The following is a 21,623-nucleotide window of genomic DNA, read 5'->3' as shown; positions in this document are numbered from 1 at the left end:
GTCCTCGTGCCCGATAACCGGAAGCTGTGTTCAGGCGAACACAGAACTGGGACACGTGATGAACGACCGGGACACCGGCGCGGACGATGAGCCACAGGGCCCGGAGACGGCAGCCCCGCCATCGGCCGCCCCGCCGTCGGCCGCGCTGCCACGCCAATCACGCGCGGGCCGTTGGTACCGGCTGGCGACGGCCGCGGTCGTGCTCGCAGCTGTCGCCGTGCTGGGCGGTTCGGGATGGTGGCTGTTCGACGGGCGCGCCATGGACGGGTACGCGTTGCCGGACGGTGCGATACCGCTCGGCGCCCATGACGTCTGCGCCGACACCGTGACTGTGAATCTCAAAACCGACGCCGAGATGACGGCCGTCGCCCGGGCGTTGCGCGGTGATTCCCGGGTCCTGCGGTCCTACACCGAGACTCAGCAGGAGGCTTACGCGAGGTTCCGGCGGATCTTCGCGAACCAGCCGGAGCTGCTGCGGATGACGGGTGCGGACGCCATGCCCGCCTCGGTCGTCGTGGTGCCGAAGGACCAGAACGCGACGGCGGACATCGCCGGCCAGTTCCGCGTCCAATTCCCCGCGGCGCGGAAAGTCAGCGACGACAAGGAGGCCCGCAGCCGGTTCACCGGGCCCGGCTACCGGGATCCGAACTGCCTGCCCAACGGCGAGCACTCCCGCTGATCGCCCGTTCCGGACCTCGCCCGCGAGGGGCAACGGGCTGAAAACCCTTTCGACGGCGCCCTCAGTCGCTGAGCGGTGCGTCCGAACGCGCCCGATAGCGGGAGCACACGACCCGAAGAGCACCGCCGCTCCGCTCCGCACACAGCCAATCACTGGGAATAAACTTCCCATTGACCGGGAAAATGCCCTGGGCGCACGCTCGCCCGCGACGTAGCGTGCCCGCCATGACAAGCGCGGATGCCAACCGGAAGGCCGGGACGAGGGCGGCGCGGATCCTGGCGGTTTTCGCCGAGCGGGAGAGCGCCACGGCGGAGGAGGTCTCCGTCGGCACGGGCATTCCCTCCAGCGCCGTCTACCGCTACCTGACGACGTTCGTCGAGATCGGCCTCGTGCACCAAGCCCGCACCCGCGGCCGCTACTGCGCCGGGTCGCTCACCGTCCAGATGGCCGAGAACTACCGCCGCGAGGCGCTCGGCCAGGGCGGCGTCAAGCGGCGGCTCCGGCAGCTCGCGGCGGACACCGACGAACTCGCCGCGTTCCTCATCGCCCGCGACAACGACGTGCTCTGCGTCGAAGCTGCCGAGGGGACCCGGGTCGTCCGGTGCAGTTTTTCGCCGGGGCTGAGCAAGCCGCTCGTCTTCGGGGCCAGTGCGCAGGCGTTGCTGGCGCATCTGCCGGACGAGCGGGTCGCGGCTTCGGCGCACGCGCACGGGCTGAGCGGGGAGCAGGTCGCGAAGCTGGAAGCAGAGCTGCGTCGGGTCCGCGACCAGGGCTTCGCGGAGAGCGTCGGCCAGGTCGATCCGGGCGTGTGGGGCGTGAGCGTGCCGGTGCTGGACCGGCACCGGAACCTCGTCGGCACGGTCAGCACGATGGCCCCGGATTTCCGCGTGCGCCCGCGCCGCGAGTCCCTCGTCACGCTCACCCACGCCGCCGCGCAGGACATCAGCCGATTGCAGGAGCACGTGTGAGCACAACCCCGTGGACCGGACGCCACGACGGCAGCGGTCCGGAACATCGCCGATGGCACCACGCCGTCAACGAATTCTCCAGCGCCCCAGGCGTTTCGCTGCTCGGCTTCGCCAGCGACGCCGGGGTCCGGCGCAACGGCGGACGGCCCGGAGCGCAGGCGGGCCCGGACGCGATCCGGAAAGCGCTGGCGTCGTTCGCGATCCCGCCCGTGTTCACCGTGGACGACCTGGGGGATGTAGTCGTCGAAGGCGACGAGCTGGAAGCGGGGCAAGAGAACCTCGGCGAACTGGTCGGCAAGCAGCTCGCCGACGGGAACTTCCCGCTCGTGCTTGGCGGCGGCCACGAAACGGCGTACGGCTCCTACCTCGGTCTCGCCCGCAGCGGGCTCCTGGACGGACGGCGCCTCGGCATCCTCAACCTCGACGCGCACTTCGACCTCAGGACGGCAGACCGCGCGTCCTCGGGCACCCCGTTCCGGCAGATCGCCGCCCGGGAAGCCGGACGCGGCGCGGAATTCGCTTACGCCGTGGTCGGAATCAGCGAACCCGGCAACACCGCCGCGTTGTTCCGGACGGCCGCCGAACTGAACGTTCGCCACCTCCTGGACGTCGACTGCCAGGAACGCCGTCTCGAGCGAGTTCTCGACTTCGTCCGGGGCTTCGTCGCGGACGTCGACGCGCTGTACCTGTCGATCGATCTCGACGTGCTCCCCGCCGCGCAGGCGCCCGGAGTCAGCGCCCCGGCGACCCTCGGCGTACCCGCCGCGGTCGTCCTCGAGGTGTGCCGGCTGGTCGCGAGCGACCCGAAGCTCGCCCTCGCCGATCTCACCGAACTGAACCCCGTCTACGACGTCGACCACCGCACAGCCCGGATCGCGGCCCGTCTCGCGCACACGCTCGTGACGAGCCGTCCGGTCCCGGAAGGACACTGACCATGCCCCCTCAGCGAATCTGGCCGCGGCTCGCCGCCGTGCTGCTGGCCTGCCTGCTCGCGTTCCTGCCGGTGAGCGCGGCGAGCGCGGCCGAACCGCAGGGCGGGAAGCTCGCCGCGCTGCGGTCCGGGCAGACCGCGCTCCGGGTCGGCACCGACGCCACGTTCCCGCCGTTCGAGTTCACCGACGCCAAGGGCGGCCAGCTCGGCTTCGACATCGACCTGGTCCGGGCGCTCGCGCAGCGCGCGGGCATCAAGAAGGTCGACTTCGTCCAGATGCCGTTCGGCAACATCGTCCCGGCGCTGCAGGCGAACCAGATCGACGTCGGCGCGTCGGCGATCTACATCAGCCCCGCGCGGCAGAAGGCCGTCGACTTCTCGGACATCTACTATCCGGGCGGGCTCGCGGTTTTCGTGTCCGACAAGGACAATTCCGTCGCCTCGCTCAAGGATCTCGCCGGCAAGCGCGTCGCGGTCCAGGTCGGCACGAAGTCCGTCGACTGGCTGACCCAGCACCAGCCCGCCGCGCAGCTGATCACCGCGCAGACCAACGAGCAGATGTTCTCCTCGGTCAAGCTGGGCCAGGCGGACGCCGTCGTGACCGGGGCCCCGGCCGGGAAGTACTTCATCGCCCAGCAGGGCGGCCTCAAACAGGTCGGCGACCGGCTGACCGAAGAGAACTACGGCTACGCCTTCCAGAAGGCCGACGCCGAACTGCGGACCGCGTTCAACGCCGCGCTCAAGCAGATGCGCGACGACGGTTCCTACCAGCAGGCCACCGAAAAGTGGTTCGGCGCGGAAAGCACCGCGGCGAAATCGGGCGGGCACTCGCTGTTCAACTTCTCCACCATCGTCGATTCCTCCGGACAGCTCTGGCAGGGCCTGCTGGTCAGCCTCCAGGTGATCCTGCTCGCGCTGGCGCTGAGCCTGCTGCTCGGCACGCTCGGCGGATTCGCGAAGCTCAGCAAGATCGCGCCGGTCCGGTGGATCGGCAACGGCTACGTGTCGGTGATCCGCGGAACTCCGTTCGTGGTGCAGCTGTTCTTCATCTACTTCGGACTTCCGCAGCTCGGCCTGCAGCTCCCGCCGATGACCGCGGGCATCATCTCGCTCGGGCTCTACAGCGGCTCGTACGTGACCGAGATCTTCCGCGGAGCCGTGCAGTCCATCGACCGCGGGCAGCTGGAAGCCGCGCGCTCGTGCGGCATGTCGCAGGTGTCGGCGATGCGGCACGTGATCATCCCGCAGGCGTTCCTGCGGATGCTTCCGCCGCTGGGCAACGAATTCGTGTCGCTGACGAAGAACTCGGCCCTGGTGTCCTTCGTGACCATTCACGAGCTGTTCCTGGTGGGACAGACCATCATCTCCCGCACCTTCGACGCGCTGACCGTGTACCTGTTCATCGGCCTGCTGTATTACCTGCTCACCAACCTGATCAGCTTCACGACGCGCACCCTCGAGAAGAAGATGGCGGTGTACATCTGATGGCACTGTTGGAAGTCCACGGCCTGACGAAGTCCTATGGGGACGTGAAGGTGCTCGACGGGATCGACTTCGCGATCGAGCCCGGACAGGTGGTCGCGGTGATCGGCCCCAGCGGCGGCGGGAAGTCCACGTTCCTGCGCTGCCTCAACCTGCTGGAGACCCCGACGTCCGGCCGCGTGTCGTTCGACGGCGAGGACCTGACCGGCCGCGGCGTCGACCTCGACCGCCTGCGGTCCCGGATGGGCATGGTGTTCCAGCACTTCAACCTGTTCCCGAACATGACAGTGCTGCGCAATGTCGTGCTGCCGCAGATGAACGTGCTCAAGCGGAGCAAGGAAGAAGCCGAGGCAAAGGCGCGCGCCCTGCTGGACCGCGTCGGCATGCTCGACCGCGCTGGCGCGTATCCCAACCGGCTGTCCGGCGGGCAGAAACAGCGCGTCGCGATCGTGCGCGCCGCCGCGATGGACCCGAAGCTGATGCTCTTCGACGAGCCCACCTCGGCGCTGGACCCCGAGGTCGTGCAGGACGTCCTCGACATCATGAGCGAGCTGGCCAAGGACGGCATGACGATGCTCGTGGTCACGCACGAGATGGGGTTCGCCCGCAAGGTCGCCGACCGCGTGGTCTTCGTGGACGGCGGGAAGATCGCCGCCGACCTGCCGCCCGCCGAGTTCTTCTCCGAGGGCAACGCGAACCCGCGCGCCCAGGCCTTCCTGGAAAAGGTGCTGTAGGGACGTCGTGAGTGGCGATCACGGTTAGAACCGTGATCGCCGCTCACGAGTCTTGACGCGCTCGGGTCCGCCGCTTAACCTTGCTTTCTCAGACAGGCACAGACGAAGAGCCACTGTCAGCGGTCTTCGTCGTGTCTGTTTTTCGTATGCCGGGATCGCTGACAGCCAGCGCAGAAAGTTGGCGGTCCATGAGTTCTCCCACGGTCGCAACGCCGCGATCGATCGCGAATGTTTCGCAGGTCACCGCGCTGATCAACACGTTGTCCGCGTTGCCGCGCAAGGCGAACCTGCTCTGGTACCTGGTCTTGGGCGGGCTGTTCCTCGACGCGTACTCGAACGCCGCGCTCGGCGCCGGTCTCGCGCCGATGACCAAGGAACTGGGGCTCAGCGCGGGCCAGGTCGGCCTGCTCACCGCGACCGCGCCCGCGGTCGCCATCCTGTTCAACCCGGCGGGCGGCTGGCTGGCCGCGCGGATCGGCCGGGTCAAACCGCTGATCGCGGCGAAGGCGATCGCCGGGCTCGGCGCGGTGCTCACCGCGACCGGCGGCAGCTTCGAGGCGGTCTGGGCCGGGCGCGGGCTGGTCGGCGTCGCCTACGGCGTCGACTTCGCGGTCGCGATGGCGCTGCTCGCCGAGTACACCCCGGCGTCGCTGCGCGGACGGCTCAACCTGTGGCAGTCCGTCTGGTACGTCGCCACCACGGTGAACCTCGCGCTGACGCTGGTGTTCTACAAAGCCGGCGTGGCGGTGGAGATCTGGCGCTGGTCGGTCGGCTCGGCCGGGGTCTTCGCGCTCGCGCTGCTGGTGCTGCAGATCGCGTTCCTCGCCGAGAGCCCGTCGTGGCTCGCGGCCAAGGGACGGCTGCCCGAGGCGGCGCGCAGCCTCCGCCGGATCTACGGTTTCGCCGTGTCGCCGGGAACGCCGAGCGCCGAGGACGCCGCGGCCGAGGAACGCAAGATCGGGTTCCGGCAGGCGGGCGTGCTGTTCCGCAAGCCCTACCTGCCGCGCACGTTCCTGTCCACGGCGATCTCGCTGACCCAGGCCATGCAGTACTTCGCGGTCGGCTGGTATCTGCCGGTGATCAGCCTCGCGATCTTCGGCGACAAATTCGAGACGGCCACGCTCGGGTCGATGGTCTTCAACGTCGCCGGGATCGTCGGCGGCGCGCTGTCGGCGTACTTCGGCCGGAAGATCGGGCTGCGGGTCAGCTCCGCGATCGGGTACGCCTTCGCGTTCGCCATCCTGCTGGTGATGGGGCTCGGCTTCGGGAAGCTGCCGATCGCGATCGGGTTCCTGCTGCCGTTCCTGTTCATCTTCTTCCATTCGGCGGGCCCCGGCGCGAACGGCAAGTCGATCGCCGCGCTGTCCTACCGCAGCGACGTGCGCACCCTCGGCACCGGCGTGACCGGCATGCTCGGGAGCTTCGGCAGCGTCGTCGGGCTGTACGTGTTCCCGCAGATCAAGGAGGCGATGGGGCTCGGCCCGACGATCGCGCTGCTCGCCGTGGTGCCCGCGCTCGGCCTGGTGTCCTGCCTCATCGTGCGCTGGGACCCGACCCGCAGCGGCGTCGACCCGGACGACGAGGAGATCTCGCTGCCGGGGAGGACGGCGTGACGCGGCGCGGAATCCTGGCGGTCGACGAGGGTTCGACGGGCACGAGAGCCGCCGTGGTCGGCGAGGACGGCGTGGCCGGGCCGTCGTTCTACACCGCGGTCGACGTCGTCCATCCCGAACCGTCGCGGGTGGAGCAGGACGCGGCGCAACTGCTGGAGCGCACCGTCGACGTCGCCCGCCAGGCGATCGCGTGGGCGGGGGAGAACGGCGTCGAGATCGTCGGGATGTCGGTGTGCACGCAGCGCGCGACCGCGATCCTCTGGGACAGCGAGACCGGGCGGCCGCTGGCTCCGGCCGTGGTGTGGCAGGACACCCGGTACGCGGACGAGCTGGCGAAACTCGCTCCGGAGTGGGATCCGGTGCTCTGGGAGAGGACCGGCCGCCCGGTCGGCACCCGCGCCCCGTTCCTCTGGGCCGCGCGGCAGCTCGGCCGGCTCGGCGTGCCCGCCGACCGCGTGCGGTTCGGTTCGGTCGACACCTGGCTCGTCTGGCATCTCAGCGGGCGCAGCAGGTATGTCATGTCGGCGACCAACGCCGTCGCGTTCGGCGGGTACCGGCTGCGCGAGCACGCGTGGGACCGGGAATGGCTGGCCGCACTGGGTTTCCCGGCCGAGCTGGCCCCGCCGCCGGTCGACGACGACGGCGATTTCGGGCACACCGACCCGGACCTGCTCGGCATCGAGGTGCCGATCGCCGCGGTGATGGGCGACCAGCACGCCTCGCTGATCGCGCTCGGCGCGCTGACTCCGGGCCAGGGCACCTGCGTGCACGGCACCGGCACTTTCGTCGGCGCACTGGCCGGGGACGAGCCGCCGGACGGGCTCGGCAAGGTCGACGGCGTGCTGTGCCTGGTCGGCTGGCGCAGCTCCGGGCACAGCCGGTTCAGCCTGGAGGCCTACACCTCGACCACCGGTTCCGCCTTGCGGTGGCTCACCGAGGATCTCGGGCTGTTCCGTACCGCGGCCGAGATCAGCGCACTGGCGGCGGCCCAGCCGAGAAGCACCTCGACCTGGTTCGTGCCCACGCTGGCCGGGCTGCGCACGCCAGTGCAGCGGCCCGACGCGCGCGGGCTGCTGACCGGGCTGAGCCTGGCCACCACGCGCGACGTGGTGGCGCGCGCGGTGCTCGACGGGATCGCGCACGCGGTGAGCGACACCGTCGACGCGCTGCGCACGACGATGAACCGGCCGGTCACCCGGCTGCGCGCCGGGGGCGGATTGGCCGCGAGCGACGTACTCCTGCAAAGCCAAGCCGACTTCGCCGGGGCCGAGATCGAGCGAGTGGCCGATTCGGCGACCGCCAGCCTCCGGGGCGCGGCGTATCTCGCGGGCGTCCGGCTGGGCGTGTGGCCGTCGTTGGCCGAAGCCGTCGCACATCAAGGAAAAGGCGAGATCTTCGAACCTCGGCTGCCCGAGGACGAACGCCGCGAACTGCGCGCCCGCTGGCAGGACGTGCTCGCGGTCTCGCTGTCCTGACCGTCCTTTGCGGACGTTTTCAACTTTGAGTGGAGAGACAAGCTCATGTTCACACTGCCGTCTCGACGGCCGAACGCCGTCGCCGCGAGGGCGACCCTGTCCGCGCCGCTGCGGCTGGACCGCCGCGCCGCGCTGACCGACCTCGAAACCGGCACGTTCGACGTGCTGGTGATCGGCGGCGGCGTCACGGGCGCCTACACCGCGCTCGACGCCGCCTCGCGCGGCTTGAAGGTGGCGCTGGTGGAGCGCGACGACTTCGCGTCCGGAACCTCGTCCAAGTCGTCCAAAATGGTGCACGGCGGCCTGCGCTACATCGAGCAGGGCAACCTCGACCTGGTCCGGCATTCGCTGCTGGAGCGCCAGCGGTTCCGCCGCAACGCCCCGCATCTGGTGCAGCGGCTGCCGTTCCTGTTCCCGATCCTGGCCAAGGACGGGGTGTTCGACGCGCGCATCGCCAAGGCCTTCGAGAGTCTCTTGTGGACCTACGACCTCGCGGGCGGCTGGCGGATCGGCAAGCTGCACCAGCGGCTCACCGTCGACGAGGTGCTCGCGCACGCCCCGACGTTGCGCGCGGAGAACCTCAAGGGCGGCCTGATGTATTACGACAGCCGCGCTGACGACGCACGGCTGACGCTGGCGATCGTGCGCAGCGCCGCCCGGCTCGGCGCGGTGGTGGTCAACGGCGCCGAGGTGACCGGATTGCGCACCGCGGGCGGACGGGTCACCGGCGCGACGGTGCGGGCCGACGGCGAGCAGCTCGACGTCCGGGCGCGCGTCGTGGTCAACGCCACCGGCGTGTGGGCCGACCGGGTCGAGGGCATGGCCGACCACGGGCACCAACCGCAGGTCCGTCCGGCCAAGGGCGTGCACATCGTGCTGCCGTGGGCGAAGATCCGCAACGACTGCACGGTCACCGTGCCGATCCCGGGCCGCGCGCGGCGGGCCACCTGCACGCGCTGGGGCGACGTCGTCGTGGTCGGCACCACCGACACCGACTACACCGGCTCGACCGACGACGTGCACTGCACCCGCGAGGAGATGGACTTCCTCCTCGAAGGGGCCCAGATCGCCTTCGACGCCAAACTGGACGCCAGCGACGTGCTGGGCAGCTACGCGGGCCTGCGCCCGCTCGTCGGCGGCAAGGAGGGCGCGACGCTGGACATGCGCCGCGACCACCACATCACGGTGTCCGCGGGCATGGTCACGGTGACCGGCGGCAAGCTCACCACGAGCCGGCACATGGGCGAGCTGGTCGTGGACAAGGCGCTCGGCCTGCTGGGCCGGAAAGCCAAGTGCCGCACCAAGAACCTGCCGCTGATCGGCGGCGCCGGATACGACGCGGAGGCCACCGCCGCGACCGGCGGCGTCGCCGCGCACCTCGGCGGCCGCTACGGCACCGAGGCGCGGTTCGTGAGCGCGCTGGCCGACGAGAACCCGGCGCTGGCGGAGCCGCTCATCGAGGGACAGCCCTTCCTCAAGGCCGAGGTCGTGTTCGCGGCCCGCTCGGAGATGGCGCGCTCGGTCGACGACGTGCTGTCGCGGCGCACCCGGCTGCGGCTGTTCGCGCGGGACGCGTCGGTCGCGGCCGCGCCGCTCGTCGGCGAGCTGCTCGGCGCGGAACTGGGCCTCAGCCCGGAAACCGTGGCCGCGCAAGTGGAGCAGTACCGGGCGGACGTCGCCCGGGAGAAGTCGATCCTGTTCGGAGACAACCTGTTGGGAGCCAACGCATGATCAGCCGTCAGACCGTCACGCACCCGTTCAACCGGGGCAATTACGTGGTCGGCGCGCCGACGCCGCCGCGCTGGGGCGGCCGCACCGAGCCGGGCAAGGGCGGCGCGTCGCTGCAGACGGCCGCGGTGGCCGTGCCCGCCGAGCTGACCGACGCGCTGCGCGGGCTGGCGGACGCGGTGCACACCGAACGCGACGAGGTCGTGCTGCGCACCCGCGACTGGTGGGCCGGTTCGATGATCGGCGAGACCGCGGACGCCCCGGCGACCCCGGACGCGGTGATCGCCGAGGTCAGCACCGTCGAGCAGATCCAGGCCGCGGTCCGGCTGTGCGGCGAGCACCGGGTGCCGCTGACCGTGTCGGCGGGGCGCAGCAACGTCACCGGGGCCGCGCTTCCGGTGTACGGCGGCGTCGTGCTGGATGTGTGCGGGCTCAACCAGATCGTGTCGTTCGACGCCGAATCGCAGATCGTCGAAGTGCAGGCGGGCATGTTCGGCGACCTGTTCGAGAAGGAACTGCAGGAGACTCACGGCGCGACCACCGGGCACTGGCCGTCCGCGTTCGCGATCTCCACGGTCGGCGGCTGGGTGGCCTGCCGCGGCGCGGGCCAGTTGTCCACCCGGTACGGGAAAATCGAGGACATGGTCGTCGGCCTCGACGTCGTCCTCGCCGACGGCACGCTGGCCCGCTTCGGCGACTACCCGCGCGCGGCGACCGGCCCGGACCTGCGGCAGCTGTTCGTCGGCTCGGAGGGCACGCTCGGCGTGATCACCGCGGTCCGGCTGCGCACGCACCCGCTGCCGACGTACTCGAAGGCCGTCGCGTACGGCTTCGAGACCTTCGCCGCCGGCCTCGACGCCTGCCGCCGGATCATGCAGCGCGGCGCGACCCCGGCCGCGATGCGGCTGTACGACAAGCTCGAGAGCGGCACCCACTTCGGGCACCCGGAGACCAACCTGCTGCTGATCGCCGACGAGGGCGACCCGGTGCTGGTGGACGCGATGATCAAGGTCAGCGCCGAGGAATGCGCGGCGACCGGGTCCGCATTGGACGGTCAGCCGGTGTTCGAACGCTGGCTGGACGAGCGGATGCTGGTCGGCAAGTCCGCCGACGGCTTCATGCCCGGCCCGGGTTTCGTCGCCGACACCCTCGAGATGGCCGGTTCGTGGTCGGCGCTCCCGGCGATTTACGACGAGGTGGTGGCCGCGATCGAGGCGGTGCCGGGGACTCTCGCGGCGTCGGCGCACCAGTCGCACGCTTACACCGACGGGGCCTGCCTGTACTTCTCGCTGCGCGGCGACGTGGAGCCGGAGAAGCGGCGGCACTGGTACCGGTCGGCCTGGGATGCCGCGAACGCCGTGCTGGTACGGCACGGGGCGGCGCTGAGCCACCACCACGGGTCGGGGCTGCTGCGCGGGCCGTACCTGGCGGACGCGCTGGGCAGCGGGTTCGAGACGTTCGCGGCGGTGAAGCGGGCGCTGGACCCGGCCGGGCTGCTGAACCCGGGCAAGCTCGGGCTGCCGACCGATCTGGGCCCGAACCCGCTCGACTCGGCGAGCTGACCCGGGTTTCACGGGCAGTCGCGGGCGGCATGAAACGGTGGACGGCATGAACGAGAAGATCACGGCGGCGTTCGAGGACGTCCCGGTGTGCGCGTCGGTCGTCGGCGTCGCGAAGGTGCCGGATTTCGTGGCCGCGGCGTCCCGGGTCGGGATCCTGGCGTCGGTTCCGGTCGGGCAGCTGCCGAAGATCGTGGCGGCGCTGGCCGGGCGGGACAAGCTCGTGTTCGTCAACATCGATTCGTGCCCCGGGCTCGCCACCGACCGGGCGGGCGTGGACTTCCTGCGGGAGATCGGCGCGGCCGGGGTGGTCAGCACCCGGGTCGCGCCGATCGAACGGGCGCGGGCGCTGTCGATGCTGACCATGCACAAGGTGTTCGTCACCGACCGCTCCAACCTCAACCGGAGCCTCGAGGCGGTCAAGCGCAGCGGGCCCGACCTGGTGGAGCTGATGCCGGCCCCGATCATCCCGTGGATGTCCGGATCGGCGCGGGAGGTCATGTCGCCGTTCGTCGCGGCCGGTTTCGTCACCGACCGCGACGGGGTGGCGCATTCGCTGGCGATGGGCGCGGCGGCCGCCGCGTCCTCCGATCCGGGGCTGTGGTCGCTGACCCGGTCCCGGCTGCGTACGGGAGAAGAATGAGTTTCGTAGTGGTGGCCCGGTATACGACCGCGGAGCGGGACCGGGTCGTGGACCTGCTCGGGCCGATGGCGGAGGCGTCGCGGCGCGAGCCCGGCTGCCGGCGGTACACCGTCCACACGGGAATCGAGGACGGCGTCGTGGTGATCGTCGAGGAGTACGGCAGCGAGGCGGACTTCGCCGCGCACTGCGCGTCGGAGCACTTCGCCCGGATCGTGCTCGGCGAGGTCGTGCCGCTGCTGTCCGACCGGCAGGTCACCCGCTGCGTCCCGGTCGGCGCGTGATGGAGGTCCGCGGCGCGGTCCTGCGCGAGGTCGGGAAACCGCTGGAGATCGAGACGCTGACGCTGGCCCCGCCGGGACCCGGCGAACTGCTGGTCCGGGTGCGCGCGGCCGGCCTGTGCCATTCGGACCTGTCGGTGATCGACGGGTCGCGGCCGCGCCCGGTGCCGATGGTGCTCGGCCACGAGGCGGCGGGCGAGGTCGTGGAAGCCGGGCCGGGCAGCGGTTTCCGGCCCGGCGAGCACGTGGTCCTGACGTTCGTGCCCTCCTGCGGCGACTGCGCCCCGTGCACGGCGGGCCGCCCCGCGCTGTGCGGTCCGGCCGCGGCGGCGAACCGCGCGGGCACGCTGCTCGGCGGGGACGTCCGGTGGTCGTCGCCGGCCGGGAACCCGTTGCACCACCTCGGGGTTTCGGCGTTCGCCTCGCACGTGGTGGTGTCCGAGCGATCGGCGGTGCGGATCGACCGGACCCTGCCGTTCGAGATCGCGGCGTTGTTCGGCTGTGCGGTGCTGACCGGCGCGGGTGCGGTGTTCAACGCGGCGGACGTGCGTCCGGGAGACAGCGTGGCCGTGTTCGGGCTCGGCGGGGTCGGGCTGTCCGCGCTGCTTGCCGCGAAGGCCGCCGGTGCCAGCACGCTGCTCGCGATCGATCCGGTCGCCAGCAAGCGGGAACTGGCGCGTTCGCTGGGCGCGACGGTGCTGACCGACGTCGCGGAGATCCGCGAGCGGACCGGCGGCGGGGTGGACTACGCAGTCGACACCACCGGCGTCGTCACCGCGCTGAGCCAGGCGTACGAGGCGACCCGGCCCGGCGGCACCACCGTCACGGTGGGCCTGCCGGACCCGTCCGCCGGACTGACCCTGCCCGCGCAAAGCCTGGTGGCCGAAGAGAAAACCCTGCGGGGCAGCTACCTGGGCTCGTGCGTGCCGCGACGGGACGTGCCCCGGTTCATCGCGCTGTACCAGGCCGGGCTGCTGCCGGTGGAGGCGTTGCTGACGCATTCGATCACGCTGGACGAGATCAACGCGGGTTTCGCCCGGCTGCGGGACGGAGGCGCGGTCCGCCAGGTGATCGCCTTCTGAAACCGCGCCCCTCGATCCGCTACGAGTTCCCGCGAAGCGAAGCCGTCGCGATGGTCGCCGCGTTGATCGCGTTCTCCGCGGTCCGGGTGGACGAGGCGGAGTCGAGTTCGGTGAGCGACTCCTTGTTCAGCGCGTGCACGGCCCACTCGTAGGTGTGGTCGGTCGTGCACGGGCCCTGGTATCCGAAGAAGCTGGCGCTGCCGCGGTAGTAGGCCTGCCGTGCCCCGGTGGGAACGGACGGCTGATATGCGTGGTCGACGTTCTGCGGCAGTTCGGCGGTGGTCGCCGGGATGTCGTAGATGACCCAGTGGATGATGCCGTTGTCGAGGTCGTGCATGACGACCGCGTAGCTCTTGGCCGCTTCCGGCGCGCCGGACCAGGCCAGCGGCGGCGACTCGTTTTTCTTCTCCGGGTCGCCGTCGCCGCTGCTGGCGCAGTCGTGGGTCTTGGGAATCAGCCCGCCGTCGGAGAAGGCGGCGCTGGAGAGGGCGAGTTCGGCGCGCGCCGAACTCGCCGACGCGGTGGCGGGGCTCGCGGCGCAGAGGACGAGCACGGCGAAGAGAGCGATTCTGGTGCGTCTCACTGGAGGCTCCCGAGGCTGCTGGTGGTCTCTTGTCCTTTCGTGGGAAGAGTGTGCGCCGGAACCGGCGGGCGGCGTCGGGCCAGTGGAAGGGAGTACCACGTTTCCCGCCAAGAATGACATCCCTCGCCCGGCAGACTTCGTTGTGGCGCGCCACGATCCGGGCGGTCGCGGCGATCCGCGCGGGTATCGTGGGACGACCGGATCTCGACGGGCTGGTGGACGCGTTCCCGGCCTATCGGGCGGTTCGGTTGACCGGGCGGCTGCCCGGGCTGTTGTGGTTGAAGCGCAGCGGCCGCGGTTTCTGTTCGGACGCCGAAGTGGCGGCCCGGGCTCGCGATCGGGAACCCGGGCCACCGGAGAGGGTCAGCGCCAGTCCACTTTGAACACCCACGCGTGCTTCCCGGACGCCCGCGCCGCCGCGGGAACGTCGATGACCAACCGGCCGTCGCTCTGCGTCCAGTGCAGCGGCCCGCCGTAACCGAGCAGGCTCACGCGGTCGCCCGGGCGGATCGGGACCGGCGCGTCGACCACCAGCTGCGAGCCGGGCGCGACCAGCGACATGACGTAGAACGCCGCACCCGGCCGCACGGTGAACCGCAGGTCGCCGAGCTGCGCCATCCGCGACCAGTACGTCGCGCCGTAGATCGCTTCCCCGTTGGTGCGCAGCCAGGCCCCGGTCTCGCGCAGCCGCTGCTGCATCACCGCGGGAATGGTGCCGTCGAAGTCCGGGCCGATGTCCAGCAGGAAGTTGCCGTTCTTCGATACCACGTCGACGAGCGTGTGCACCACGTCGTCGGTGGTCATGTACTTGTCGTCCGGCGTCGCGCGGTTGTAGCCGTAGGAGAACGGGTCCAGGCCCCGGCTCGACTCCCACTTGGCGACGACCGTGTTCGGGTACGTCGTGTACTCCGGCGTGGTGAAGTCGTGGTCCGGGATGCCGCCGCGGTCGTTGTACGTGACGTCCTTGGGCCGCCGCCGGTTCTTGGCCCGGTTGAAATACTCGGTGAGCACTTCGCGGCTGTCGTTCACGCCGCCGATGTCGAACCAGAGCACGTCCGGGTCGAAGCCGGAGATCAGCTCCAGCACCTGCGGCGCCTGGAGATCCTTCACGAAATCGCGGCCGGCGGTGTAGCCGGTGTAGGGCAGCGGCGCGCCGGTGTACGGATTGCGCGGCGCGTGGCCCATCCACGGATTGTCCGGGTTGAACCACTCCGGCAGCGAGAAGTACAGGCCGTTGCGCAGACCCGGCGTGTACTTGCGCGACGCGGCGAACAGGTCGGCGACGAGGTCGCGGCGCGGGCCGAGCTTCTTCGCGTTGCGGCCGCTGACTTTGGTGTCCCACAAGGCAAAACCGTCGTGGTGCTTGGACGTGAGCACGTAGTACTGCGCGCCCGCGTCCTCGATCAGCCGCACCCAGGAACGCGGGTCGAACCGGGCGGCGGTGAACTTCGGGATGAAGTCGTCGTAGACGAACGATTCGCCGTAGGTCTTCGCGTGATATGCGTACGTGGGTCCGTTGGGATCTTGCTGGTTGTTCCAGTACCACTCGGCGTACTGCTGCCCGACCGGAGCCCACGCGGGCACCGAGTACACGCCCCAGTGGATGAAGATGCCGAATTTCGCGTCGCAGAACCAATACGGCGCGCGGTGCGTGGACAGCGACGCGTCGGTCGGCCGGAAGTCCGGGATGCCGAGCGGGACCGGCAGCGTCCGGGTGGCGATCGCCGACCGGTCCGCGAGCACCCGGATCCGGCCGGTCGCGGGAGTTCCGGCGGGCAGGCCGCGGTCGGGGGTGAGGCCGAGCCGCACGGTGGTCTGTTCGCCGGGCGCGAGGCGGGGGATCGGCGCGGGCGTGCGCACCCGGCCGCCCGGGACGTCGAGCGTGACGGTGATCCGGTCGCGCGTTTCGAGCCAGACGGTGCCGGTGTTGACGATCGTCGCCTCGACCGCCTGCGGACCGCCGTCCTGCAGGAGGTTCGCGGTCGCCCGGGCGTCGAGGACAGTGACCGAACGGCCTTGCGCGACCGGCTGCAGCGTCAAGGCGAACACGTGCAGGCTCGCCACATTCGCCGCCGGCGGGGCGGTCTTCGGCAGGGTCAGCGCGACCGCTTCGCGCGCCGGGTCGATCCACACCTGCGCGGTGCCGATCGACACCGGGTTCTGGTCGGCGACCCCGCCCGGACCGTAGCGAAAGGCGGATACGACGGCACCGCCCGAGCCATACCAGTCGGAGCCGGACAGCGTGGCAGTGCTGGTGCTGCCGTCGGCGTAGTGGACGGTCGCGGTGCCTCCGGTGCTGCCGTAGCTGCACGCGACGAGGAACGCGGCACCGTAGTAGCGGCCTTTCGGCAGGTCGAGGCGCTGTCCGAGCGCGATGACGTTGTTCTTCGCCCCGGCGGTGGCCGAGCCGAGCTGATACGGCACACCGCCCGCGGTGACCGTGCTGCCCGCCGGGATCTGCTCCGCCGGAAAGGTATAGCCGGAGCCGTCGAAGTTCCCGTCGTGCGCGCTCGCGGAGTCGATGCCGTCGTTGTCGAACCACGCGTCGAGCGGGACCGGAACCGGCGGAGGAGGCGGCCCGACCGGCGCACCAGCGCCGTCCGCGACCACCGCCCGCGCCGGCCCGCCCGCGGCCGCCGCGGTGCCCGGCAGCCCGAGCAGCACCGCGCCGCCGAGCGCCATGCCGAGCGCGTGCCGACGAGGATAGGTCGTCATGGAACCTCCACAGTGAAGTCCAGTGATCCGATGCCTAGCGGGAGTTTCTCGATCATCAAAGGAATCGGGGCGGGCAATCAGCCGATACATCTGATGAATCATCGTCGGCGCGCACTGGGGTGCTGTCAAGGAGGTCCCGCTCAGCGGGGCAACGCGCAAAGCCGGCCACCCGCGGGCGACCGGCTTTGCGCGAGCGAGGGTCAGGACCGCAGCCAGACCGCCGTGTCGGTCGGCAGTTCGGCGGTCACCGGGTCGCTGGCCAGCAGGAGTTCCGCGTGCGGCGGCAGCGGGATCGGGGCGCCGGAGAAGTTGAGGACGAACGTGAATCCCGGTCCCCGGCGGAAAGCCAGCACGTCGTCGCCGAGCGGCAGCCATTCCAGCTCCCCGGTGAATTCCCTCCGCCGCCGCAGCCCGGCGCGGTACAGGCTGAGCATCGACGCCGGGTCCGCCGCCTGTGCTTCCGCCGTGTACGCCTGCCATTCCGCGGGCTGCGGCAGCCACGCACCGCCGGGGCCGAAGCCGAACGGCGGTGCGTCGCCGGACCACGGGAGCGGCACCCGGCAGCCGTCGCGGCCGGGGTCGGCGCCGTTCGTGCGCGTCCACACCGGGTCCTGCCGCAGCTCGTCGGGGAGGTCCTCGACCTCCCATAGTCCCAGCTCTTCTCCCTGGTAGACGTACATTCCGCCGGGCAGCGCCATGGTCAGCAACGCCGCCGCGCGGGCCCGCCGGGTGCCGAGCACCAGGTCCACCGAGCTGCCGTGCAACCGGTCGGCGAAGGAGAACCCGGTGTCGCCCGCCCGCCCGTACCGCGTGACGTGGCGAGTGACGTCGTGGTTCGACAGCACCCACGCGGGCGGCGCGCCGACGGCGTCGTGCGCCCGCAGCGTCCGTTCGATGACCTCCCGGAAGCGCGCGGCGTCCCACGGGCAGACGAGGAAATCGAAGTTGAACGCCGAATGCAGCTCGTCGCGGCGCAGATACCGCGCGGTGCGGGACAGGTCCGGCAGCCACATCTCGCCGACCAGCACGCGTTCGCCCGGGTAGCTGTCGGCGATCTTCCGCCACGACCGGTAGATCTCGTGCAGCCCCTCCTGGTCGGAGAACGGCGTCTCGTCGCCGTCGGAGACGTCCGGCAGCCGCGCGTCCTTCACCAGCCCGTCGGCGACGTCGATGCGGAAGCCGTCCGCGCCGCGGTCGAACCAGAACCGCAGGATGTCCTCGAATTCCGCGCGGACGTCCGGGTTGTCCCAGTTGAAATCCGGCTGCCGCGAGCTGTAGAGGTGCAGGTACCACTCGCCGTCCGGCACCCGGGTCCACGCGGATCCGCCGAAGCGCGACTTCCAGTTGTTCGGCGGGTCCTCCCCGTCCGGACCGCGGCCGGGCCGGAACCAGAACCGTTGCCGCTCAAGCGAACCCGGGCCGGCGGCGAGCGCTTCGCGGAACCAGGGGTGCTCGTCGGAGCAGTGGTTCGGGACGATGTCGACGATCACCCGCAGGCCCCGTCCGTGCGCCTCGGCGATCAGCGCCTCTGCCTCGGCGAGCGAGCCGAAAAGCGGGTCGATGCCGCGGAAATCGGCGACGTCGTAGCCGCCGTCGTCCATTGGCGACGGGTACCACGGGGTGAACCAGAGCGTGTCGACGCCGAGCGCGGCCAGGTGGTCGAGCCGCGCGCGGACCCCGGCGAGATCGCCGATGCCGTCGCCGTTGCCGTCGGCGAAGCTGCGGACGTAGATCTGGTAGATCGCCGCGGTGCGCCACCAGCTGTCTTGTCTTCGGGATGCGGTCACGGAAAAACCCTCCTCGTGGTGGGGGAAAGCGCCAGGCGCGGGCGGGCTCAGCCCTTGAGCCCGCCGGCGGTGAGCCCGGAAAGGATCTGCCGCTGGAACACCAGGAACAGCGCCACCATCGGCAGGCTGGCCAGGACCATCCCGGCGGTCAGCACGTTGAGCGGCATGTCGATGGCCACCCGCTGCAGCATCACCGAAAGCGTCTGCTTGCCGGTGTCCGGGAACACCAGCAGCGGCCAGATGAAGTCCTTCCACGCGGTGACCACCGCGAGGATCGACACCACGGCCAGGATCGGCCGCGAAATCGGCAGCACGATCCGCCACAGCGTGCGCACCGGACCGGCGCCGTCGAGCCGGGCGGCCTCGATCAGCTCGTCCGGGATCCGGTCGAAAAACCGCTTCAGCACATAGACGTTGAACGCGTTCGCGGCGGCGGGCAGCCAGATCGCGGCGGGGGAGTCGATCAGGTTGAGGTGCAGCAGCGGCAGATCGCTGATCGTGACGTAGGTCGGCACCAGCAGCGCGGCCGCGGGCAGCATCAGGGTGGCGAGCATGAGCCCGAGAACGGCGTTGCCGAACTTCGGCCGCAGCTTCGACAGCGCGAAGGCGGCGGGGACGTCGATCGCCATCTGCGCCAGCCACGCCCCGCCCGCGACGACCAGGGTGTTGAGGAAGTACTTGCCGAGGTTCAGCTGGTCCCAGGCCTCGGCGAAGGTCTCCGGATGCCACTCGTGCGGGACGAGCGTGGCCGGCGTCTGCGCCAGTTCCTGCGGCGTCTTCATCGCCCCGGTCACCGCCCAGTACAGCGGGAACAGGAAGGCGAGCACGAACACCAGGAGCGTGCAGGCGAAAACGACGCCGTAGACCACCTTGCCGCGGCGGCTGCGCAGCGCGCCGGGTGAGACGAGAGTCCTCATGCCTGGTCCGCCTTCCTGGTCAGCCGGACGTACAGCGCGGAGAACACGCCGAGCGCCAGGAACAGCAGCAGGCTCATCGCGCTCGCCGAGCCGAAGTCGTTGTAGACGAAGGCGTAGCGGTAGAGCAGCAGGAGCACGGTCACCGTCGAATCGTCCGGGCCGCCGCCGGTCATCACGTACGGTTCGGTGAACACCTGCATGGTCGCGACGATCTGCAGCAGCAGGAGCATCAGCAGGACGAACCGGGTCTGCGGGAACGTCACGTGCCGCAGCCGCTTCCACATCCCGGCCCCGTCGAGTTCGGCGGCCTCGTACAGCTCGCCGGGGATCGTGCCGAGCGCGGCCAGGTAGATCAGCGTGGTGCTGCCCATGTTCGCCCACGTCGAGACGAACACCAGCGACAGCATCGCGGTGCCGCTCGAGTCCAGCCATTGCGGACCGGACACGCCCAGCGCGCCGAGCGCGGAGTTGAACAGGCCGGAACCCGGGTCGTAGAACCATTTCCACATCAGCGCGGCGACCACCGGCGGCAGCATCACCGGCAGGTACACCGCGAGCCGGAAGAACGCCCGGGCGTGGCGCATCTCGTTGAGCAGCACCGCGGTCAGGAACGGCACCGCGAACCCGAAGACCAGCGCGAGACCGGTGAACAGCAGCGTGTTCCGCCAGGCGACGCCGAAGAGCGGGTCCGCGAACAGCCGGGCGAAGTTGTCGAGGCCGACCCAGGCGGGCGGGTTGACGAAATCGACCTGCTGGAAGCTGAGCAGCACCCCGCGCACGATCGGATACCAGGAGAACATCGCGAACACCACGAGCGCGGCGCAGAGCAGGCCGTACGCGGTGAGATTCTCCTTGAGCTTGCGGCGCAGCCGGGCCCGGCTGCGGGCGGCGGGGGAGACGGCCGGCCGCCTGGCCGGCGACGAGGACGTCGCGGGCCAGGCGAGGAGGCTACTTGACCTGGGCGAGGACACTGGTGACCTTGGCCGCGGCGGACGAGAGCTGCTGGTCGACGTTCGCGTTCCGATCGGTGAGCACCGCCTGCATCACGCTGTCCAGGATGGCGTACACCTGCTGCGCGTTCGGAGGTTCGACGCTGCCCTTGATCTTGCTCGTGGAGTCCACATAGGACTGGTAGTTCTGGGCGGGCACGTTGGCGTACTTGGCTTTCAGCTCGAGCTGCTTGTCGCGCACCGCGCCCTGCCAGACGTCGGGCGTCGGCTCGGCGGGAAGGCCGACCGGCTGCTTGCCGTCGACGTACTGCTTGATGTGCTTCTCGAAGCGGTCCGGGTTGAGATATTTCCACTGGATCCACTCGAGGCCCGCCTTGATCTTTTCCGGCGACGCCTTCGGGTTGATCATGTAGCCCTCGCCGCCGAGCAGCGTGCCCTTGCCCTCGGGCATTCCGGCGATGCCGTAGTCCTCGTACTTGCCGTTGAACTGCTTGACGAGCACCGGCACGTTGTCCGGGGCGGCCATGTACATGCCGAGCTGGCCCGCGCCCATCATCCGCTGCACGTCCTGGGCCTCCAGCAATTGCTTGCTGCCCATGGAATCGTCGGTCCAGCGCAGGTCGTGCAGGGTGTTCAGCGCGGCCCTGCCCTTTTCGTTGTCGAAATCGGCGACCCATTTGCCGCCGTCCTTGCGCGCGACGGAGCCGCCCATCGACGCGAGCCAGCCGGTGAGGTGCCAGCCGCCCTGGTTGTTCTTGCTGTAGTCGGCGTACCCGACGATTCCGTTGCCCAGCGCGGAAATCTTCTTCGCCGCCGCGCGCACCTCGTCCCACGTCTTCGGCGGCTTGTCCGGGTCGAGCCCGGCCTTCTGGAACAGCGGGCGGCTGTAGAGCAGGCCCATCGTGTAATTCATCGTCGGCAGGCCGTAGAGCTTGCCGTCCGGGCCGCGGAAATTGTCGAGCAGTTCGGGTTTGAGGTCGTTGACGTGCGGGACTTTCTTGACCGCTTCGGTGATGTCCGCGGCCTGGTGCCGGGCGATGATCTGGGCGGGGTCGGTGAAATAGACGTAGTAGACGTCTTCGAGCTGCCCGCCCGCCAGCTTCGCGCCGAACGTCTTCGGGTCCATGAACCCTTCGTGCGGTTCGATCTTGACGTTCGGGTGCGTCGCCTCGAATTCCTTGACGTCGGCGTCGAAAACGCCGCGTTCGAACGGCTGGCTCGTCGGCGGCTGGCCGGTGACGGTGATCGTGACCTTGCCCCCGGCGGAGCTTCCCGGATCGCCTCCGCTCCCGCAGGCGGCGGTTCCCAGGACCAGGCCCGTCGCGGCGAGCAAGGCGAACGTCCGGCGGGAAACGGAGGGGGACCAGGGTCTGCTCATCTCAAGCCTCATCTCGCGGGGGAGCACAGCAGGTGATGGCGGTCACCCTAGAGCCGGGCACCACGTCCGCGCAAGAACTTGAGGAAAAGCTGAAATTTATGGACAGCAGGACAATGCGGGG

18 protein-coding genes are annotated in these 21,623 nt (G+C 70.3%); 12 read left to right on the top strand and 6 right to left on the bottom strand.

All coding sequences use genetic code 11. The features are described 5' to 3' along the window. Window positions 1-58 precede the first annotated feature (58 nt). The 12 genes from F9C12_RS05830 (at window position 59) to F9C12_RS05775 (ending at window position 13,172) form a co-directional block, all read left to right on the top strand. On the top strand, window positions 59-679 hold the full coding sequence (locus F9C12_RS05830; protein WP_409465073.1) for a permease-like cell division protein FtsX: 621 nt from the start codon (window positions 59-61) through the stop codon (window positions 677-679). Window positions 680-903: 224 nt separating this feature from the next. Then, a complete protein-coding gene (locus F9C12_RS05825) occupies window positions 904-1,647 on the top strand; it encodes an IclR family transcriptional regulator (RefSeq protein ID WP_409465072.1) in 744 nt (247 codons plus the stop codon). After that, a complete protein-coding gene (gene hutG / locus F9C12_RS05820) occupies window positions 1,644-2,579 on the top strand; it encodes a formimidoylglutamase (RefSeq protein ID WP_409465071.1) in 936 nt (311 codons plus the stop codon). The genes F9C12_RS05825 and hutG overlap by 4 nt, the downstream gene beginning before the upstream one ends. 2 nt (window positions 2,580-2,581) lie before the next feature. Continuing rightward, window positions 2,582-4,063: an ABC transporter substrate-binding protein/permease gene (locus F9C12_RS05815; RefSeq protein WP_409180938.1), complete on the top strand. Its 1,482-nt coding sequence runs from the start codon at window positions 2,582-2,584 to the stop codon at window positions 4,061-4,063. Further along, complete coding sequence (locus F9C12_RS05810) at window positions 4,063-4,794, top strand: amino acid ABC transporter ATP-binding protein (RefSeq protein WP_409180937.1); 732 nt, start codon at window positions 4,063-4,065, stop codon at window positions 4,792-4,794. The genes F9C12_RS05815 and F9C12_RS05810 overlap by 1 nt, the downstream gene beginning before the upstream one ends. A 188-nt stretch (window positions 4,795-4,982) precedes the next feature. Then, a complete protein-coding gene (locus F9C12_RS05805) occupies window positions 4,983-6,407 on the top strand; it encodes an MFS transporter (protein WP_409180936.1) in 1,425 nt (474 codons plus the stop codon). Continuing rightward, window positions 6,404-7,882, top strand: a complete 1,479-nt coding sequence (locus F9C12_RS05800; protein WP_409465070.1) for an FGGY family carbohydrate kinase — start codon at window positions 6,404-6,406, stop codon at window positions 7,880-7,882. Before F9C12_RS05805 ends, F9C12_RS05800 begins: the two co-directional genes overlap by 4 nt. A gap of 45 nt (window positions 7,883-7,927) precedes the next feature. Then, window positions 7,928-9,613, top strand: coding sequence for an FAD-dependent oxidoreductase (locus tag F9C12_RS05795; protein ID WP_409465069.1), 1,686 nt, complete (start codon window positions 7,928-7,930; stop codon window positions 9,611-9,613). Further along, window positions 9,610-11,172, top strand: coding sequence for an FAD-binding oxidoreductase (locus F9C12_RS05790; RefSeq protein ID WP_409465068.1), 1,563 nt, complete (start codon window positions 9,610-9,612; stop codon window positions 11,170-11,172). Before F9C12_RS05795 ends, F9C12_RS05790 begins: the two co-directional genes overlap by 4 nt. 46 nt (window positions 11,173-11,218) lie before the next feature. Continuing rightward, a complete protein-coding gene (locus F9C12_RS05785; protein WP_409180932.1) occupies window positions 11,219-11,812 on the top strand; it encodes a glycerol-3-phosphate responsive antiterminator in 594 nt (197 codons plus the stop codon). Continuing rightward, window positions 11,809-12,093: a putative quinol monooxygenase gene (locus tag F9C12_RS05780; RefSeq protein WP_409180931.1), complete on the top strand. Its 285-nt coding sequence runs from the start codon at window positions 11,809-11,811 to the stop codon at window positions 12,091-12,093. Before F9C12_RS05785 ends, F9C12_RS05780 begins: the two co-directional genes overlap by 4 nt. After that, window positions 12,093-13,172 (top strand): zinc-binding dehydrogenase, encoded by a 1,080-nt coding sequence (locus F9C12_RS05775; protein WP_409466969.1) that lies wholly within the window; start codon window positions 12,093-12,095, stop codon window positions 13,170-13,172. The genes F9C12_RS05780 and F9C12_RS05775 overlap by 1 nt, the downstream gene beginning before the upstream one ends. A 19-nt stretch (window positions 13,173-13,191) precedes the next feature. Here F9C12_RS05775 and F9C12_RS05770 read toward each other — a convergent pair whose 3' ends face one another. From F9C12_RS05770 to F9C12_RS05745, 6 genes are all read right to left on the bottom strand, one after another. Then, window positions 13,192-13,755 (bottom strand): YbhB/YbcL family Raf kinase inhibitor-like protein, encoded by a 564-nt coding sequence (locus F9C12_RS05770; RefSeq protein ID WP_409465067.1) that lies wholly within the window; start codon window positions 13,753-13,755, stop codon window positions 13,192-13,194. Window positions 13,756-14,118: 363 nt separating this feature from the next. Beyond that, window positions 14,119-16,470 carry an alpha-L-fucosidase gene (locus F9C12_RS05765; RefSeq protein ID WP_409465066.1) on the bottom strand — a complete coding sequence of 784 codons (2,352 nt, stop codon included), beginning with the start codon at window positions 16,468-16,470 and terminating at the stop codon, window positions 14,119-14,121. A 200-nt stretch (window positions 16,471-16,670) separates the two neighbouring features. Continuing rightward, a complete protein-coding gene (locus F9C12_RS05760; RefSeq protein WP_409465065.1) occupies window positions 16,671-18,257 on the bottom strand; it encodes a glycoside hydrolase family 13 protein in 1,587 nt (528 codons plus the stop codon). 47 nt (window positions 18,258-18,304) lie between these two features. Continuing rightward, on the bottom strand, window positions 18,305-19,174 hold the full coding sequence (locus F9C12_RS05755; protein ID WP_409180927.1) for a carbohydrate ABC transporter permease: 870 nt from the start codon (window positions 19,172-19,174) through the stop codon (window positions 18,305-18,307). After that, on the bottom strand, window positions 19,171-20,145 hold the full coding sequence (locus F9C12_RS05750) for a carbohydrate ABC transporter permease (protein WP_409465064.1): 975 nt from the start codon (window positions 20,143-20,145) through the stop codon (window positions 19,171-19,173). The genes F9C12_RS05755 and F9C12_RS05750 overlap by 4 nt, the downstream gene beginning before the upstream one ends. Then, complete coding sequence (locus tag F9C12_RS05745) at window positions 20,123-21,502, bottom strand: ABC transporter substrate-binding protein (RefSeq protein WP_409180925.1); 1,380 nt, start codon at window positions 21,500-21,502, stop codon at window positions 20,123-20,125. The genes F9C12_RS05750 and F9C12_RS05745 overlap by 23 nt, the downstream gene beginning before the upstream one ends. Window positions 21,503-21,623 lie beyond the last annotated feature (121 nt).

The sequence above is a fragment of the Amycolatopsis sp. GA6-003 genome, assembly GCF_046267895.1.
Taxonomy (GTDB): domain Bacteria; phylum Actinomycetota; class Actinomycetes; order Mycobacteriales; family Pseudonocardiaceae; genus Amycolatopsis.
This window is presented reverse-complemented; position numbering and strand designations above follow the sequence as displayed.